18 protein-coding genes are annotated in these 16,194 nt (G+C 66.9%); 12 read left to right on the top strand and 6 right to left on the bottom strand.

The genetic code is table 11. From position 1 onward, the window contains the following. The first annotated feature begins 5 nt into the window (after window positions 1-5). On the top strand, window positions 6-869 hold the full coding sequence (locus tag JFY56_RS07120) for a universal stress protein (RefSeq protein ID WP_236032476.1): 864 nt from the start codon (window positions 6-8) through the stop codon (window positions 867-869). A gap of 197 nt (window positions 870-1,066) precedes the next feature. Here JFY56_RS07120 and JFY56_RS07115 read toward each other — a convergent pair whose 3' ends face one another. Both JFY56_RS07115 and olsB read right to left on the bottom strand, forming a co-directional pair. Continuing rightward, a complete protein-coding gene (locus JFY56_RS07115) occupies window positions 1,067-1,828 on the bottom strand; it encodes a lysophospholipid acyltransferase family protein (protein WP_208312835.1) in 762 nt (253 codons plus the stop codon). After that, entirely contained in the window at window positions 1,828-2,583 is a 756-nt protein-coding gene (gene olsB, locus JFY56_RS07110) for an L-ornithine N(alpha)-acyltransferase (protein ID WP_208312834.1), read from the bottom strand. The genes JFY56_RS07115 and olsB overlap by 1 nt, the downstream gene beginning before the upstream one ends. Window positions 2,584-2,727: 144 nt before the next feature. Between olsB and JFY56_RS07105 the strand changes: the two genes are divergently transcribed. The 7 genes from JFY56_RS07105 to JFY56_RS07075 all read left to right on the top strand — a co-directional run bounded on the left by JFY56_RS07105 (window position 2,728) and on the right by JFY56_RS07075 (window position 8,418). Then, window positions 2,728-3,624, top strand: coding sequence for an acyl-CoA dehydrogenase middle domain-containing protein (locus tag JFY56_RS07105; RefSeq protein WP_208312833.1), 897 nt, complete (start codon window positions 2,728-2,730; stop codon window positions 3,622-3,624). A 198-nt stretch (window positions 3,625-3,822) separates the two neighbouring features. Further along, on the top strand, window positions 3,823-4,938 hold the full coding sequence (locus tag JFY56_RS07100; protein WP_208312832.1) for a serine hydrolase domain-containing protein: 1,116 nt from the start codon (window positions 3,823-3,825) through the stop codon (window positions 4,936-4,938). Next, complete coding sequence (locus JFY56_RS07095) at window positions 4,935-5,273, top strand: amidase (RefSeq protein WP_208312831.1); 339 nt, start codon at window positions 4,935-4,937, stop codon at window positions 5,271-5,273. Before JFY56_RS07100 ends, JFY56_RS07095 begins: the two co-directional genes overlap by 4 nt. A gap of 39 nt (window positions 5,274-5,312) precedes the next feature. Beyond that, complete coding sequence (locus tag JFY56_RS07090) at window positions 5,313-5,900, top strand: YceI family protein (protein WP_208312830.1); 588 nt, start codon at window positions 5,313-5,315, stop codon at window positions 5,898-5,900. A 134-nt stretch (window positions 5,901-6,034) separates the two neighbouring features. Next, window positions 6,035-6,610, top strand: coding sequence for a YceI family protein (locus tag JFY56_RS07085; RefSeq protein ID WP_208312829.1), 576 nt, complete (start codon window positions 6,035-6,037; stop codon window positions 6,608-6,610). Next, on the top strand, window positions 6,607-7,764 hold the full coding sequence (locus tag JFY56_RS07080) for a phospholipase D-like domain-containing protein (RefSeq protein WP_208312828.1): 1,158 nt from the start codon (window positions 6,607-6,609) through the stop codon (window positions 7,762-7,764). Before JFY56_RS07085 ends, JFY56_RS07080 begins: the two co-directional genes overlap by 4 nt. Window positions 7,765-7,836: 72 nt before the next feature. Continuing rightward, the gene (locus JFY56_RS07075; RefSeq protein ID WP_208312827.1) at window positions 7,837-8,418 is read left to right on the top strand and encodes a DJ-1/PfpI family protein; all 582 of its coding nucleotides are present in this window, start codon (window positions 7,837-7,839) and stop codon (window positions 8,416-8,418) included. Between the two features lie 204 nt (window positions 8,419-8,622). On the opposite strand, the gene JFY56_RS07070 is transcribed toward JFY56_RS07075, so the two are convergent. After that, window positions 8,623-8,769 (bottom strand): hypothetical protein, encoded by a 147-nt coding sequence (locus tag JFY56_RS07070; RefSeq protein ID WP_208312826.1) that lies wholly within the window; start codon window positions 8,767-8,769, stop codon window positions 8,623-8,625. A gap of 146 nt (window positions 8,770-8,915) precedes the next feature. Then, window positions 8,916-10,439 (bottom strand): fumarate hydratase, encoded by a 1,524-nt coding sequence (locus JFY56_RS07065; RefSeq protein ID WP_208312825.1) that lies wholly within the window; start codon window positions 10,437-10,439, stop codon window positions 8,916-8,918. Window positions 10,440-10,667: 228 nt separating this feature from the next. Between JFY56_RS07065 and JFY56_RS07060 the strand changes: the two genes are divergently transcribed. After that, a complete protein-coding gene (locus JFY56_RS07060) occupies window positions 10,668-11,606 on the top strand; it encodes an iron-sulfur-binding ferredoxin reductase (protein WP_208312824.1) in 939 nt (312 codons plus the stop codon). Window positions 11,607-11,622: 16 nt separating this feature from the next. Beyond that, entirely contained in the window at window positions 11,623-12,396 is a 774-nt protein-coding gene (locus JFY56_RS07055) for an enoyl-CoA hydratase (RefSeq protein ID WP_208312823.1), read from the top strand. Window positions 12,397-12,732: 336 nt separating this feature from the next. Here the strand turns inward: JFY56_RS07055 and pyk are convergent, their stop codons facing one another. Together pyk and JFY56_RS07045 are read right to left on the bottom strand one after the other, a co-directional pair. Then, entirely contained in the window at window positions 12,733-14,184 is a 1,452-nt protein-coding gene (pyk, locus tag JFY56_RS07050; protein ID WP_208312822.1) for a pyruvate kinase, read from the bottom strand. A gap of 78 nt (window positions 14,185-14,262) precedes the next feature. Beyond that, the gene (locus JFY56_RS07045; protein WP_208312821.1) at window positions 14,263-15,171 is read right to left on the bottom strand and encodes a universal stress protein; all 909 of its coding nucleotides are present in this window, start codon (window positions 15,169-15,171) and stop codon (window positions 14,263-14,265) included. A gap of 126 nt (window positions 15,172-15,297) precedes the next feature. Here JFY56_RS07045 and JFY56_RS07040 point away from each other — a divergent pair, with 126 nt between their 5' ends. Together JFY56_RS07040 and JFY56_RS07035 are read left to right on the top strand one after the other, a co-directional pair. Next, entirely contained in the window at window positions 15,298-15,666 is a 369-nt protein-coding gene (locus JFY56_RS07040; protein ID WP_208312820.1) for a tetratricopeptide repeat protein, read from the top strand. A gap of 103 nt (window positions 15,667-15,769) precedes the next feature. Next, on the top strand, window positions 15,770-16,192 hold the full coding sequence (locus JFY56_RS07035) for a DUF4124 domain-containing protein (protein WP_208312819.1): 423 nt from the start codon (window positions 15,770-15,772) through the stop codon (window positions 16,190-16,192). Window positions 16,193-16,194 lie beyond the last annotated feature (2 nt).

Below are 16,194 nucleotides of genomic sequence, written 5' to 3'. Positions count from 1 at the left end.
GCACGATGAAATCTCTGATGGTCGCAACGGATCTGTCTGTCCGATCGGAAAAGGCATTGCTGCGCGCTGCGGCCCTGGCCAAGCGCTTCGCCTGCCCGTGGCACGTGGCCTACGTGGTCGACGAGGATCAGCCGGCCACCATGGCCGAGCAGGAGGCCATCCAGGTGAAGCTGCTCCTCGAAGCGCGGCTGGTGGAACTGACCCGGCTGGCCGGAAATGCGCCGAAGATCGACGTCGAGAAGGGCGATCCCAACCAAAGGATCAACCAGCTCGCCAAGGAGAAGGGTTGCGATCTGCTGGTGATGGGCGCGCATCGCAAGAGCGTGCTGCGCGACATCTTCGTCGGCACCACCGTGGAGCGGGTCCTGCGTGCCAGCGAGCTGCCGGTGCTGGTAGTGAGCCAGCCGCCGGCCGGCGAATACCGCGACCTGCTGCTGGCGCTGGATACCTCGCCGACCTCCGCCCACGCCGTGCGCACCGCCGCGCAACTGGGCCTGCTGGAGGGGGCGTGCAAGCGCAGCGTCTGTGCGTTCAGCCCGATGGCCAAGGGCATGATGGAGTACGCCGGGGTCGTCGAGGAGAAGATCGACGAGTTCGTCAGCAGCGAGACGCGCAAGGCGGTGGATGACCTGAAGGCCTTCCTGCGCGACGAGCAGTTGGAGGATCTCATCGACGAGCAACTGGTAGCGGTGGGCCTGCCCACCAGCGTGCTGCAGCGGATGGTCGACAAGCACCGCCCGGACCTGCTGGTGATGGGCACCCGCGGCATGGGCGGAGTGAAGCGCGCGCTGATCGGCAGCGTCGCCGACTACGCGCTGCGCGAGCTGGATTGCGACATTCTGGTGGTGCCGCCAGCGAAGACGGCATAGCTATCGATGGGCGCGGGTTGCCCGCTTTCGTGTAGGAGCCAGCTTCCTGGCGATCTGGTGCGCTGCCAACTGCTTCGTAGCAGCCGGCGAGTTCGGTTGATCGCCAGCAAGCTGGCTCCTACAGGTCTCGGCGATTCCGTAGGATGGGTTGAGCGCAGCGATACCCATCGAACAACCTGGCAAAGACAACGGCCGGCTCAGGCCGCGATGTCCTGCTCCACCACCTCATCGCCGATCCGCTTCAGGATCATCTCCCGCGCCCGACGGGCCAGTTGCGAGCGGTCCTGGCCGGCGCTGGGCAGCATGTCCAACAGGTGGATTTCCACCGTTCCGCGATCTTTCCCGAACAACCGCCGCAAATGACTGGTCAGTTCGTCGTCGCCAATGAAGGGCGCGATCTCATCCAGGTCCCCGTCACGCCGGTAGCGCAGCGCCACCGGTTGCAGCGGCACGCCGGCCTCGATGGCGCTGGTCAGCAGGCGGCCGTGGAAGGTGCGCACGCCGCGGCCGTCGGTGGTGGTGCCTTCCGGGAAGACCAGCAGCGAATGGCCGCGCGCCAGGTGTTCGCTGATCTGCCGGCCGACCTGCAGGCTGTCGCCCGCGCCGCGGCGGATGAACAGGGTGCCGGCCTTTTCCGCCAGCCAGCCGGCCAGCGGCCACTGGCGCACTTCGGACTTGGACAGGAAGGACAGCGGCTGCAGGGCGCCGAGCAGCGGGATATCCATCCACGAGACATGGTTGGCGACCCACAGCGCCGGCTGCTGCGGCAGTTGCCCGTGGACTTCGATGCGCAGCGGCAGGGCGGCACTCAGGCGCGCCAGCCACCAGCGGGTGAGCGTCTGCCGCAGGGGCATCCAGTCCCGTCGCGGCAGGCGTTCCAGCAGGCTCACCTTGGCGGCCAGCAGCACGCCGAGGGCGAGCACCAGCAGCAGGCGGGTGTAGCGCAGTCCGCTGCGCATCACACGGCGGCCTTGAAGTGGCGGGCGTAGCGCGGGCACAGCTCGTCGCGCTTGAGCAGGATGAACACGTCGGCCACCTGGAAATCGCGGTCCCAGCACGGCTCGCCGCAGATCTTCGCGCCCAGGCGCATGTACGCCTTGAGCAGCGGCGGCAGTTCGGCGATGAGGTTGTCCGGTACATCCAGCTGCGGCAGCGGCGTCTTCGGCTCGGCGCGCAGGTTCTGGTTGCACAGGTAGCGCTCGCGCAGGCGCTGCATTACCGCTTGCGCCTGGATGCCGCCGTCGTGCATGGGGATGCTGGCGCAGCCCATCAGGTAGCGATAGCCGCCTTCGTTGAGCACTTCCGCCAGCTCGCCCCATAGCACGGCGATGGTGGCGCCGTTGCGATAGGCCGGATCGACGCAGGTGCGGCCGATTTCCAGGATCGGCCCTTCCAGCTTGTCCAGGCCTTCGAGGCAGAATTCCTCCTCGCTGTAGAAGCGGCCCAGGCGTTGCGCGGCGCGATGATCGAGCAGGCGGGTGGTCGCCACCAGCGCGCCGCTGGTCATGTCGCGCACGCCGATGTGCGCGCAGTGGCGGTCGTAGTCGTCCATGTCCAGGCCGAGTTCCGCGCCCTGCAGGCGGGCCTCGAATTCGCTGCTGAATACCCGGTAGCGCAGCGCCTGGGCTTCGCGCAGGGCGCGGCTGCCGCGCAGGCGCACTGCCTTGAGGCGGCGTTCGGTCGATACGTCACAAGTAAGGGCGATCTGGCTCATGCGCTTGCCTCCGTCAGCCGGCCAAGCGGGTTGCGGCCGGTCGGTTTTGTTGTGCAAGCTCAGGCTAAGAACGCGCGGTGTCACCACCGTGACGTTGGCGTGATGCTTGTATGACAACGACAACACCTCGACGAGGACCTCGCGATGCCCTGGAAATGCCTGCTCGGCCCGCTCGACCGCCTGCCCGCCGGTCTCTCCCTGGAAGACTGGTATGCCGAACTGCTCTCGGCCGCCGGCACGGCGAGCAGCCTGCAACTCGCCGTGCATGGCGGGCGCGTGGCCGCGACGCCGGGGCTGGCCTTCCTCGCCGGCTACCAGGCGGCCCTGCGCGCCCTCTGGCCGGCCGCACCGATGAGCCTGGGAGCGCTGTGCGTCACCGAGAACAAGAGCGTGCGCCCGGCCGACATGCAGACCCGCATCGACGGCCTGCTGCTGCACGGACGCAAGGATTTCGTCACCGCCGGCGACAGCGCCGCCTGGTGGCTGGTGGCCGCCCGCGACGAAGCGGCCGGCCAGCCGCCGCACCTGACGCTGGCCGTGCTGCTGGCCGGCACGCCCAACGCCCGCCTGGAAACGCTGCCGGCCCTGCCGCTGATGCCGGACATCCCCCATGCCCGGTTGCTGCTGGAGGGCGCCCATTGCGAACGCCTGCCGGGCGACGGCTGGGATGCCTACTGCAAGCCGTTCCGCACCCTCGAAGACCTGCACGTACTGGCCGCACTGGGCGCCTGGCTGTACGGCGTGGGCCTCGACAGCGGCTGGCCGCGCAGCCTGTCGCTGCGCCTGACGGGCCTGCTCGCCGGCTGCGCCGAAGCCAGCCGCCAGCCGGCATACAGCCCGGCGACGCATCTGCTGCTGGCTGGGTTGTTTGCCCAGTTCGAAGCGTTGTCCGCCGACCTGGACGCGGCTTTCGCCCAGGGGCCGGCGGAGTGGGCGGCGTTGTGGAAAAGGGATCGTGGTGTGCTGGGGATTGCTGGTAGTGCAAGGGCGAAGCGGTTGGAGAGGGCGTTGGGTGAGATGGGGATCTGTCTGGGCAAGTGAGGGGCTGTCTGTTCCCCTCACCCCAGCCCTCTCCCAGAGGGAGAGGGGGCAGCACGGAGCTGCAATGAGCACGGTGTTTCGCTTGACGCAAAACAGTCCCCTCTCCCTCTGGGAGAGGGTTAGGGTGAGGGAATCCGGTTCCAAGGCGGTCACATTCCCCCTCTAGTATTCCCGCACCAAACAACAAGAGCCCCACGAATGCCCAGCATCCTGCCCCGCCTGCTGCTCTGCGCCCTCCTGGCATTCGCCATCCCAACCCAAGCCGCCGAAGCCTGGCCGGACCCCGACTGGCCCCGCGCCCCGATCCCCACAGGCCCCGCCCTGTCCGCCTTCGAGGCCTACGCCTTTCCCCTGCGCAATGAGCGGTCCCGCAAGGGCATCCGCAGCGATGCCGTGGTGGTGATCCGCGACGGCCAACTGATCTACGAGCGCTACGCCGGCCCGACCCGGCCGGAGACGCCGCATCTGGTCTGGTCGGTGAGCAAGAGCGTGATGGCCAGCGTGCTCGGCGTGGCCTACGGCGAGGGACGCTTCCGGCTCGACGATCCGGTGGCGCAGTATTACCCGCCGTTCCGCGAGCATTCGCAGATCACCCTGCGCCACCTGCTCAACTGGTCCTCCGGTCTGGCCTGGGAGGAGGACTACGAGTACGCGCCGCTGACCTCTTCGGTGGTGGCCATGCTCTATACCCGCGGCCGCAACGACATGGCCGCATTCACCGCGCCTTTTCCACAGGAAGCGCCAGCCGGCCAGCGCTTCCGCTATTCCAGCGGCGACAGCAATGTGCTTTCGGCGTCGCTGCGGCAGATGGTCGGCGATGCCTATCCCGACTACCCGTGGACCGCGCTGTTCGAGCCGCTGGGGATTCGTTCGGCGGTATGGGAGCGTGACGGCAGCGGTACCTTCGTCGGTTCCTCATACGCCTATATGACCGCCCGCGACCTGGCGCGCATCGGCCTGCTGATGCAGCGCGAAGGGCGCTGGCGGGAGCGGCAGTTGCTGCCCCGGGACTGGATTCAATTCGTGCTGACACCGTTCCCGTACTACCACCCGCAGGAGGAAAAGCCCGGCGAGGCGGTGCCGGGCGGACAATGGTGGCTCAACCGCGCGCTGGAGGGGGCGCCGGCGCCCTGGCCGAGCGCGTCGCCAGGCACCTTCGCCGCCCTCGGTCACTGGGGCCAGGCGCTGTACGTGCTGCCCGAAGAGAAGCTGGTGATCGTCCGCTACGCCGACGACCGCGACGCCAGCTACCGCCACGACGCCTTCCTCAAACTGGCCCGCGCGGCCTTCGTCAGCAAGGAGCCGCAGCCATGATCCGCCGTCATCCGCTGCTCTGCGCACTGGCCCTCCTGCTGCTGGCGCTCGCCGCACTGGCGTGGAGCTACCGCGTCCATCTCACCGCGTTCCCGGCGATCATCGGCGCCTATACGGCCAAGGAATATTGTTCCTGTCGTTATGTCATGGGGAACTCGGCGGACTATTGTCAGGCCTATACCAGACAGTACGTGCCGATAAGCGGATTTCGCGATGACCCGCGAAGTAGACGGGTCACCGCCCGCGGCCTCGGCAGTACGCAGACTGCCGTCTGGGTCGGTGCGCGCGAAGGATGCCGGCTGTTGCCCGAGGCGGATGCCTTGCCCAAGGAGTAGTGCGGGCCGCACGGGATGGCGGTTCGTGATGGAGGAAACATGCGTTATCTGATGTGTGCGCTGGCGCTGCTGGCGAGTCCGCTGGCCATGGCCGACTGGCAACTGGATGCGGAAAGTTCGCGGATCAGCTTCGTCTCGGTGAAGCGCGGGGAAATGGCCGAAGTGATGCGTTTCGACCGGCTTTCGGGGCAGATCGACGACAAGGGCGAAGCGCGCATCCTGGTGCCCATCGAGAGCATCGACAGTGGCCTGGCGCTGCGCGACGAGCGTCTGCGCGAAACCTTCTTCGAGATCCAGCGTTATCCACAGGCCACCATCAGCAGCCAGCTCGACCTGGCCAGTTTCGACGACCTGCAGGTTGGCCAGTCGCGGGCGCAGCAGGTCGATCTGAACCTCGACCTGCACGGCCACCAGCGCCGGCTCAAGGCCGAGGTGCTGGTCAGCCGCCTGAGCGAGGGCAGGGTGCAGGTCGCGACGCTGGAGCCGCTGGTGCTCAAGCTGGTCGATTTCGACCTGGAGGAGCGCCTGAAGCCGCTGAAGGAGCTCGCCAGCCTGCCGTCGATCACCCCGGAAGTGCCGGTATTCGCGGTGCTGGGGTTTCGCCAGGTGGTCAAGCAACAGCCCTGAGAGCCCGTTCTCGCCTTGTTCTGCTTTAGCTCGCGAGATCGTAAGCAGGCTCTGAAGCCGGCGCGGCGAGGTTTGCAACGGCGCGCGGGGCCGCTATCGTTTCGCCCAATCCTCCTCGCGCTACAAGGACCTCCATGCGCTCGCTGTTCGCCTTCCTCGTCGCGGCCCTCTGGGCCGCATCCGCCCAGGCCGCCTGGTATCTCGACTACGAGTCGTCGCGGCTGACCTTCGTCACCACCAAGAATGCCGACGTGGCCGAGGTGAGCCGCTTCCTCGTCATGCACGGCAGCGTCAGCGACAAGGGCGAAGCCCGCCTGCGCATCGAGCTGGACTCGGTCAGCAGCGGCATCCCCCTGCGCGACGAGCGCATGCGCGAGCAACTGTTCGACAGCAAGGACTTTCCCCTGGCGAAGATCGAGGCACAGCTGGACCTGCGGCCGATCGTCGGTCTGGCCGACGGCGTGCAGTTGGAGATGCGCCTGCCGCTCAGCCTGACCCTGCACGGGCAGAGCAGGAAATATACGGCCGAGGTGCTGGTCACTCGCCTGGATGAGCACCGCTTCCAGGTCGTGACCCTGTCGCCGCTGGTGGTGAGTGCCGCGGACTTCGGCCTGACTGCCGGTGTGGAAAGCCTGCGCAAGCTGGCCGGGCTGAAGAACATTGGCCAGTCGGTGCCGGTGGGCGCCGTGCTGATCTTCGCCTCCCGGTGAAAGGACCGGTCTTTCCCTGGCGAAGCGGCAACCGCTTCGCCCTGCTCTGCGACGGCGAGAACTTCTTTCCGCGCATGCTCGACTGCATCGCCGCCGCCGAATGCAAGGTCGAACTGGAGCTGTATCTGGTGGAAGGTGGCAGTTGCGCCGAAGCGCTGCTCACCGCGCTGCTGGAGGCCTGTCAGCGTGGGGTCAAGGTGCGCTGCCTGTTCGACGGCTTCGGCAGCCTGAAGCTGGGCAGCGGCTGGAGCCGCAAGCTGGTCGAGGCCGGCGGCGAATTCCGCCACTACAACCCGCTGCGCTGGCGCTCCGGCATGCGCAACCTGTTCCGCGATCACCGCAAGCTGCTGCTGGTGGATCAGCGGCTGGCCTATGTCGGCGGTACCGGCGCCACCGACGAGTTCTGGTCGGCACGGGACAACAGCAGCAGTTGGCACGAAGTGATGGTGGAAATGTCCGGGCCGGTGGTCGCCGACTGGCAGTCGCTGTTCGAGCGCCAGTGGCAGGCCTGCCTGGAACAGAAGGCCTGGCGGCCGAAGGACGGCATGCTGCTGACCCGCCTGCCGCCGTTTCCCAGCAGCGGTTCCGGGCTCGGCCGGGTGGCCTATGCCGACGCCAGCCAGCATCGCGACATTCTGCAGTCGCTGATCCGTGCCCTGCGCGGTGCGCGCCAGCGGGTGTGGCTGGCGACGCCGTATTTCCTGCCGAGCTGGAAAGTCCGCCGGGCGTTGCGCAAGGCTGCGCAGCGCGGCGTGGAAGTGCGCCTGCTGCTCACCGGCCGGCTCACCGACCATGCGCCGGTGCGCTACGCCGGCCAGCGCTACTACCCGCGCCTGCTGCGCGCGGGCATCCGCATCTACGAATACCAGCCGCGCTTCCTGCACCTGAAGATGGTCCTGGTGGACGACTGGACCAGTGTCGGTTCGTGCAACTTCGACCACTGGAACCTGCGCTTCAACCTGGAGGCCAACCTGGAAGCCCACGATGCGGAATTCACCGCCGCCGTGGAGCAGTGCCTGGCCGCCGACTTCGCCCAGAGCCAGGAAATCGACCTGGAAACCTGGCGCGCCCGGCCCTGGTGGAAGCGTCTGCGCCAACGCCTGTGGGGCGCGCTGGACCGGCTGGTGGTGAACTTCCTCGACCGTCGCCGCTGAGGTCGCGCCTGCGGCTACCCTAGAGGGGATGGCCCGGTCATGGTGATCGGACGTACTGCCCGGAGAAGCGAGATGGCTGCGAAGAAGATCCTGATGCTGGTCGGCGACTACGCCGAAGACTACGAAACCATGGTGCCGTTCCAGGCGCTGTCGATGGTCGGTCACACCGTGCACGCGGTGTGTCCCGAGAAGAAGGCCGGACAGACGATACGCACCGCCATCCACGATTTCGAAGGCGACCAGACCTACAGCGAGAAGCCGGGCCACAACTTCGCCCTGAACGCCGATTTCGACGCGGTGCGCGCCGAGGACTATGACGCCCTGCTGATCCCCGGCGGCCGCGCGCCGGAATACCTGCGCCTGAACGCCCGGGTGCTCGAACTGGTGAAGGCCTTCGACGCGGCGAAGAAACCCATCGCCGCCGTCTGCCACGGTGCCCAGCTGCTGGCCGCCGCCGGTGTGCTCAAGGGCCGCTCCTGCAGCGCCTATCCCGCCTGCGGCCCGGAAGTGCGCCTGGCCGGTGGCGAGTACGTGGATATCCCGGTGGACGCCGCCCACGTCGAAGGCAACCTGGTCACCGCCCCGGCCTGGCCGGCGCATCCGGCGTGGCTGGCGAAGTTCCTAGGGGTATTGGGGACGAAGATCGAGTTGTAGGAGCCTTGCCGGAGCGCCCCCTGTAGGAGCGAGCTCTGCTCGCGAAGCTTTTGCTTTGCCGGTGTTCGCGAGCAGAGCTCGCTCCACAGGAACTTCGTGCCGCGGCTGACCGTAGGAGCGGGCCATGCCCGCGATCGCGCGCATGGCGCGCTCCTACAGGGTGTGAACCACAAAAAATCCCGGCTCTGAGGCCGGGCTCTCGTTTCAGTATCCGCCACCACCGCCACCACCACCTGCGGGTTGGCTTTGCTGTGAACCGCCGTCGCCATTGCCTCCTTGGTTATCGCAAGAAGAACCACCCAGTGCGACGGCCAGGGAGAGTAGAAGCAGCGGGATCAGGCGCTTGAACATGTGCGTTCTCCTGTTCTGTGCCCCCTCGTGCATTGGACTGGCATAACGCGGGAGTCACCACAGGCAGGAGACGTGCGGTAGCGAATGATCGGAAAAATGAAAAAGCCCGACGCGAAGGTCGGGCTTTCTCATGCAGCAGCGAAGGCTTACTTCACTTCCACCGCCAGGCTCTCGGCGATCTTCTTCTGCCATACCGCCGGGCCGGTGATGTGCACCGACTCGCCGTTGGTGTCGACCGCTACGGTGACCGGCATGTCCTTCACGTCGAACTCGTAGATCGCTTCCATGCCCAGTTCGGCGAAGGCCAGGACCTTGGACTTCTTGATCGCCTGTGCCACCAGATAGGCAGCGCCGCCGACGGCCATCAGGTACACGGCCTTGTTGTCCTTGATCGCCTCGATGGCGATCGGACCGCGCTCGGACTTGCCGATCATGCCCAGCAGGCCGGTGGTTTCGAGGATCTGGCGGGTGAACTTGTCCATGCGGGTCGCGGTGGTCGGGCCAGCCGGGCCAACCACTTCGTCGCCAACCGGATCGACCGGGCCGACGTAGTAGATGAAGCGGCCTTTCAGGTCCACCGGCAGTTCTTCGCCCTTGTTCAGCATGTCGACCATGCGCTTGTGCGCAGCGTCGCGGCCGGTGAGCATCTTGCCGTTGAGCAGCAGGGTCTCGCCCGGCTTCCAGCTCTGCACTTCTTCCGGGGTGACCGTGTCGAGGTCGACGCGGCGCGCGGACGGGCCGGCTTCCCAGACGATTTCCGGGTAGGCGTCCAGCGGCGGGGCTTCCAGCGCAGCCGGGCCGGAGCCGTCAAGGACGAAGTGGGCGTGGCGGGTAGCGGCGCAGTTGGGGATCATGCACACCGGCAGCGAGGCGGCGTGGGTCGGGTAATCCATGATCTTCACGTCGAGCACGGTGGTCAGGCCGCCCAGGCCCTGGGCGCCGATGCCCAACTGGTTGACCTTCTCGAACAGTTCGAGGCGCATTTCCTCGATCTTGTTCTGCGGGCCGCGGGCCTTCAGTTCGTGGATGTCGATCTCGTCCATCAGGACTTCCTTCGCCATCACCGCGGCCTTCTCGGCGGTACCGCCGATGCCGATGCCGAGCATGCCCGGCGGGCACCAGCCGGCGCCCATTTCCGGAACGGTCTTCAGGACCCAGTCGACGATGGAGTCGGACGGGTTGAGCATGGCCATCTTCGACTTGTTCTCGGAGCCGCCGCCCTTGGCTGCCACGTCCACTTCCACGGTGTTGCCCGGGACGATGGAGTAGTGGATGACCGCCGGGGTGTTGTCCTTGGTGTTCTTACGCGCACCGGCCGGGTCGGCCAGGATGGAGGCGCGCAGGACGTTCTCCGGCAGGTTGTAGGCGCGGCGTACGCCTTCGTTGATCATGTCGTCGACGCTCATGGTGGCGCCGTCCCAGCGCACGTCCATGCCGACGCGGATGAACACGGTGACGATGCCGGTGTCCTGGCAGATCGGGCGGTGGCCGGTGGCGCACATGCGCGAGTTGATCAGGATTTGCGCCATGGAGTCGCGTGCGGCCGGGGATTCCTCCCGCAGGTAGGCCTCATGCATGGCCTGGATGAAATCCACGGGGTGGTAATAGGAGATGAACTGCAGCGCATCGGCGACGCTCTGGATCAGGTCGTCTTGCTTGATCACGGCCATGGAGCACGGTCCTCTTCAGGCGGGAAATTCAGGCTAATTAAGCTGATGGATCACGGCGCGCCGGCTCAGGCCCCGGCGCAAAAAGGCGCAGTAGTATACCGCCACCACCCCGCCGGCACACCCGGCAATGGGTCTACATTGGTCGGCAATCGCCCGCTGCGCGCCTTGCCAGGCGATGAACGGGCGCTCTACCGTGGCTGCAGCGGACGCCATTCGAGGAGAAAACGCGTGCCAGAACTTCAGGCCGGATCGCAGCGCTGGACGGTGCCGGCCGGCGCCAACCTGCTGGATGCCTTGCTCGGCGCGGGCATTGCCGTGCCCTACAGCTGCCGGGCCGGCAGTTGCCATGCCTGCCTGGTGCGCTGCAGCCGTGGCGACGTGCTCGACGACCAGCCGCAAGCGCTGGACCCGGCGCGCCGTGCGCAAGGCTGGCGGCTGTCCTGCCAGTGCCGGGTGATCGAGGACGTGGCCGTCGAGGCGTTCGATCCGCAGCGCGACGGCCTGCCGGCGACGGTGGCCGCCGTCGACTGGCCGGCTGTGGATGTCCTCCGTTTGCGCCTGCAGCCGCAGCGCCCGCTGCGCTATCGCGCCGGCCAGCATCTGATTTTGTGGAGTTCCAGCGGCGTGGCGCGGCCCTATTCGCTGGCCAGCCTGCCGGGCGAGGACCCGTGGCTGGAGTTCCACCTCGACTGCCGCGAACCCGGCGCCTTCTGCGACTTCGCCCGTTGCCTGCAGGTGGGCGACGAGGTGCGTCTCGGCGAACTGCGCGGCGGTGCCTTGCGCTATGAGCCGGAATGGCAGGACCGCCCGCTGCTGCTGATGGCCGCCGGCACCGGCCTGGCGCCGCTCTGGGGCGTACTGCGGCAGGCCCTGCGCGACCATCATCATGGTCCCATCCGTCTGATTCATCTCGCCCATGATGCCGGCGGACATTATCTCGCGGCGGAACTGGCGGAACTCTCTGCGCGGCACCCGGAGCTGGACGTGGACCTGGCGACTGCCGCGGAAGTGGCCGATGTCCTGAGCCGTTTGCGTGTTGTGTCGCGGCAGACCATCGCCTTACTCTGCGGCAGCCCCGCCAGCATCGAACTGTTCTCCCGCCGCCTGTACCTGGCTGGCGTGCCGCGTAGCCAGATGCTGGCAGATGTCTTTTTGCCTCACGCCTGAACAACAAGGAATAACCATGAGCGAACACATTCTCGTCGAGCGCGAACAGGGCCTGCTGACCCTGCGCCTGAATCGACTGGACAAGAAGAATGCCCTCACTGCGGCGATGTACGCCGGCCTCGCCGATGCGCTGGAAGCGGCGGAAGGCGATAGCAGCGTGCGCGTGGTGATGATCGCCGGCAGCGCGGATTGTTTTACCGCCGGCAACGATATCGTCGACTTCCTCGAACAGCCGCCGACCGGCCCGGACAGCCCGGTGTTCCGCTTCATGCGCGCGCTGATGGACTTCAGCAAGCCAGTGGTGGCCGCAGTGGCCGGCCCGGCGGTGGGCATCGGTACCACGCTGCTGCTGCACTGCGACCTGGTCTGCGTCAGCCGCGATGCCAAGCTGAAGATGCCCTTCGTCAACCTGGCGCTGTGCCCGGAATTCGGCTCCAGCTACCTGCTGCCGCGCCTGCTCGGCCATGCCCGGGCGGCGCAACTGCTGCTGCGCGGCGACGGCTTCACCGGCGAACAGGCGGGAGCCTGGGGCATCGCCGGCGAAGTGCTGGCCGATGGCGCCGCCACCCTGGAGCGCGCCCGGCAGGCTGCGCAGGAGCTGCTGAGCCTGGCGCCGTCCGCCCTGGCAGTGAGCAAGCGGCTGATGAAGGCGCCGTACATCGACGAACTGCGCCGCGTGGTGCGCGAGGAAGGGGATGTGTTCGTCGGGCGTTTGAGCACGCCGGAAGCCATCGAAGCCCTAAGCGCCTTTACCCAGCGCCGGCAGCCGGATTTCTCGAAGTTCATCTGAGGCTTGCCCACATAAACCATGGAAAAGCCTGTGGATAAGCCTGGGGCCGAATGCCCGGGCCGTGATGGCTGTTGGCCTCGCTGCCGTTGCTCGGGTTTTGACCTACGCCAGCCCATGAAACCGTTGGGGACGTCCGTAGGTTGGCGCTGAGCGCAGCGAAGCCCAACGTCAGCCCGATACTTCACCGTTGGGCTTCGCAGGCTCAGCCCAACCTACAAGGGCGCCAACCCCGACATTTGCCGAGGCGTTACGCCGTTGGGTTTCGCGGTACGTGTTCCGGTTATGCCAACGACAAAGGCCGTCCCTGTGGACGGCCTTTGTCGTTTTTGCAGCGGCTCAGACCAGCAGATCACCCACGTGCAGCACCTTCATGGTGTTGGTGCCGCCCTGGGTGGTGTAGCTGTCGCCCTTGGTCAGGATCACCCAGTCGCCCTTGGTCACCACGCCACGCTGCAGCAGCGCGTCGACGGCCTCCTGGCTGACCTTCTCCGGCGGCAGCGCGGCCGGGTCGAAGGGGATGGTTTCCACGCCACGGAACAGCGCCACTCGCGCCTGGGTCTCGCGGTGCGGCGAGTAGGCGAAGATCGGCACCGAGGAGCGGATGCGCGACATGATCAGCGGGGTGTAGCCGCTTTCGGTCAGGCAGATGATCGCCTTGATGCCCGGGAAGTGGTTGGCTGTGTACATCGCCGCCAGGGCGATGCTCTCGTCGCAGCGCTCGAAGGTCTGGCCCAGGCGGTGGGTGGACTTCTTGGTGGTCGGGTGCTTCTCGGCGCCCTGGCAGATGCGCGCCATGGCCTGCACCGCTTCCACCGGGTATTCGCCGGCGGCGCTCTCGGCGGAAAGCATCACCGCGTCGGTGTAGTCGAGCACGGCGTTGGCCACGTCGGAGACTTCCGCGCGGGTCGGCATCGGGCTGTGGATCATCGACTCCATCATCTGGGTCGCGGTGATCACCGCCTTGTTGTAGCGGCGCGCGTGCAGAATGATCTTCTTCTGGATGCCGACCAGTTCGGCATCGCCGATTTCCACACCGAGGTCGCCACGCGCCACCATCACCGCGTCGCTGGCGCGGATCAGGCCGTCGAGGGCCTCGTCGTCGGCCACCGCTTCGGCGCGTTCGATCTTCGCCACCAGCCAGGCGCTGCCGCCGGCTTCCTTGAGCAGGCTGCGGGCGTATTCCATGTCCTTGGCGTCGCGCGGGAAGGAAACGGCGACGTAGTCCAGGTCCATGCTCGCGGCCAGCTTGATGTCGGCCTTGTCCTTTTCGGTCAGCGCCGGCGCGGTCAGGCCGCCGCCACGGCGGTTGATGCCCTTGTGGTCGGACAGCGGGCCGCCGATCAGCACGCGGCATTGCAGTTCATCGGTGCTGGTGGATTCCACGCGCATCACCACACGGCCGTCGTCCAGCAGCAGCTCGTCGCCGACGCCGCAGTCCTTGACCAGGTCCGGATAGTCGATGCCGACCACTTCCTGGGTGCCGGCGTCGCGCGGATGGCTGGTGGAGAAGCGGAAGACGTCGCCTACGGCTAGCTCGATGCGCTTGTTGGCGAACTTGGCGATGCGGATCTTCGGCCCCTGCAGGTCGCCGAGCAGGGCGACGAAGCGGCCGTGCTTGGCAGCCAGTTCGCGTACCAGCTGGGCGCGGGCGCGGTGTTCGTCGGGGGTTCCGTGGGAGAAGTTCAGGCGGGCGACGTCGATGCCGGCGATGATGAGTTGTTCGAGGACTTGCGGGGAGTTGCTGGATGGGCCAAGGGTGGCGACGATCTTGGTGCGGCGAGGTGTCATTCTCTACTCCTTGTCTAACGCAGGTGCAGGCTACCACCACAATGTGACAGCGGCGACCCGGCGGTCGCCTTATACGCCTCAGGCACCCGGTTTGACCACCAGCAGATCGCACTCCACCTCTTCAAGCACCCGCTCCGCCGTCTGGCCGATCAGCGCGTTGTCCAGCTGGCCACGCGCCACGGCGCCCATCAGCAGCAGGTCGATACCGTGCCGGCGGACGAATTCGGGAATGGCGTCTTCGGCGAAGCCCTGTTCGAGGAAGCTCATGCGCCGGTCGATGGCCGGGTGCTGGTCGAGCAGGTTGTCGAAGGCCTGGCGATGGTGCTGCTCGGTGCGTTTCACGTAGTCGTCGTAGTCGGCCAGCAGTTCGGCGTTGAAGGCCAGGGTCTGCGGCACGGCGATGTAGCTGTGCAGGTAGTGCGCCTGCAACTGCAGGCGTTGCTCGAATTCGCGGGCGATGCCGATCAGCCGGTGGTCGAGGGCGGCCGGCTTGTCGCTCTCGTGCAGCGGGTCGAGCGCGGCGCACAGGCGTTGCCCGGTCCATTCGCCCTGGTGGACCAGCCATAGCGGCTGCGGGCAGTGGCGGATCAGTTGCCAGTCGGTATTGGTCAGGAACAGGCGTTTCAACAGACCGTGGCGGCTGGTGGACTTCAGCACCAGATCGGGTTGGTTCTGCTCGACGCGGCTGATGATCTGCCGGTACAGCGGCTTGCCCCAGAGGGTATGGCAGGTGACGGCGATGCCGTCATGGCGCAGCGGTCCGGCCATCCGCTCCAGCCAGGCCAGGCGTTCGGCCTGCTGCATCAGACGGGCGCGTTCCAGGTCGCGCTGGGCCACCAGCAGGGCGTTGTCCAGCGCCGGGGTGTAGTCGCAGGCGAGCAGTTCCAGGCTGGCGCCGCTGCGCTCGGCGATCCAGCGGGCGCGGGCGAGGGCGGGCTGTTCCTCGCGGGTGGGGTCGATGACGACGAGCAGGTTCTGCAGTTTCATTGGGGACGTTCCTCGGATCGGTCTGACCCATTGCAAAGCAAGCCTAGCCTCTGCCGCTTGATCCGGGGCAGCCCTTCAGTTCTCGAGGCCGGCGCCGATACGAATGGCAACGGAGGATTTCCAGTCATGCGCACGCTCTGCGTCCTGTTCCTGACCCTGCTGCTTGCCGGCTGCAACAGCTGGTCGAGCAACTATCACCTGAACAACGCCTACCGCTCGTACAAGAGCGGCGATTGCGACCGCGTCATGCTCGAACTGTCCCAGGCCGAGCGCCGGAGCCGTGCGCGGCCCTGGCTGCAGCCGGAGATGTCGATGCTGCGCGGGCAGTGCCTGGAGCGGCAGCGGTATTTCGTCGACGCCGCGCAGACCTACGAGTTCATCATCGCCCGCTATCCGACCAGCGAGTATGCCTACCGGGCCAAGGCGCGGCTGGAGACCCTGCGTGCCAACGGCAGGTTGCGCGGCGAGAGCAGCCACTCGGTTGCGCTGCCCTGACCGCCGGTCGTGGCTGGCTTGAGCGGGACAGGCGGGCCGCTAAGCTCAAGGAGTTGTCGAAAAGTGTCGACAACTCCTGCTGACTTCATGGAGGAAGGAGTCGATGCGCATCCTGTGCCTGTGCGCCTGGGTTTTCCCCCTGGTGGCGGTGGCGGATATCTATCGCTGGACCGACGCCGAGGGCAAGCTGCACTTCGGCGAAACGCCGCCTGCCGGGGCGCAGCGCGTCGAGGTGAAACCGCAGGTGGTGGAGCGCGATGCCGCGACCCGCGAGCGCGAGGAGCGTACCCGGCAGTTCTACCAGGCGCGCCGCGACGAGCAGGTAGCGGTGGCGCAACGGGCGGCGGAGCAGCAGGCCAGGGTAGCCACGCAGTGCCGGCGATGGCACGATGATCTCGCCCGCCTCAGCCAGGGTGGCCGTTATTACAGCAAGGAAGCCAATGGCGAACGAACCTATTTCAGCGATGCCCAGATCGACACGGCCCGTCGCGAGTTGACTTCGCGGCTGGCGTCGAACTGCCCATAGTG

The sequence above is a fragment of the Pseudomonas schmalbachii genome (assembly GCF_017589465.1).
GTDB classification, from domain to species: Bacteria; Pseudomonadota; Gammaproteobacteria; order Pseudomonadales; family Pseudomonadaceae; genus Pseudomonas; species Pseudomonas schmalbachii.
Note: the sequence above shows the minus strand (reverse complement) of the source record. Positions and strands in the feature narration are given on the sequence as shown.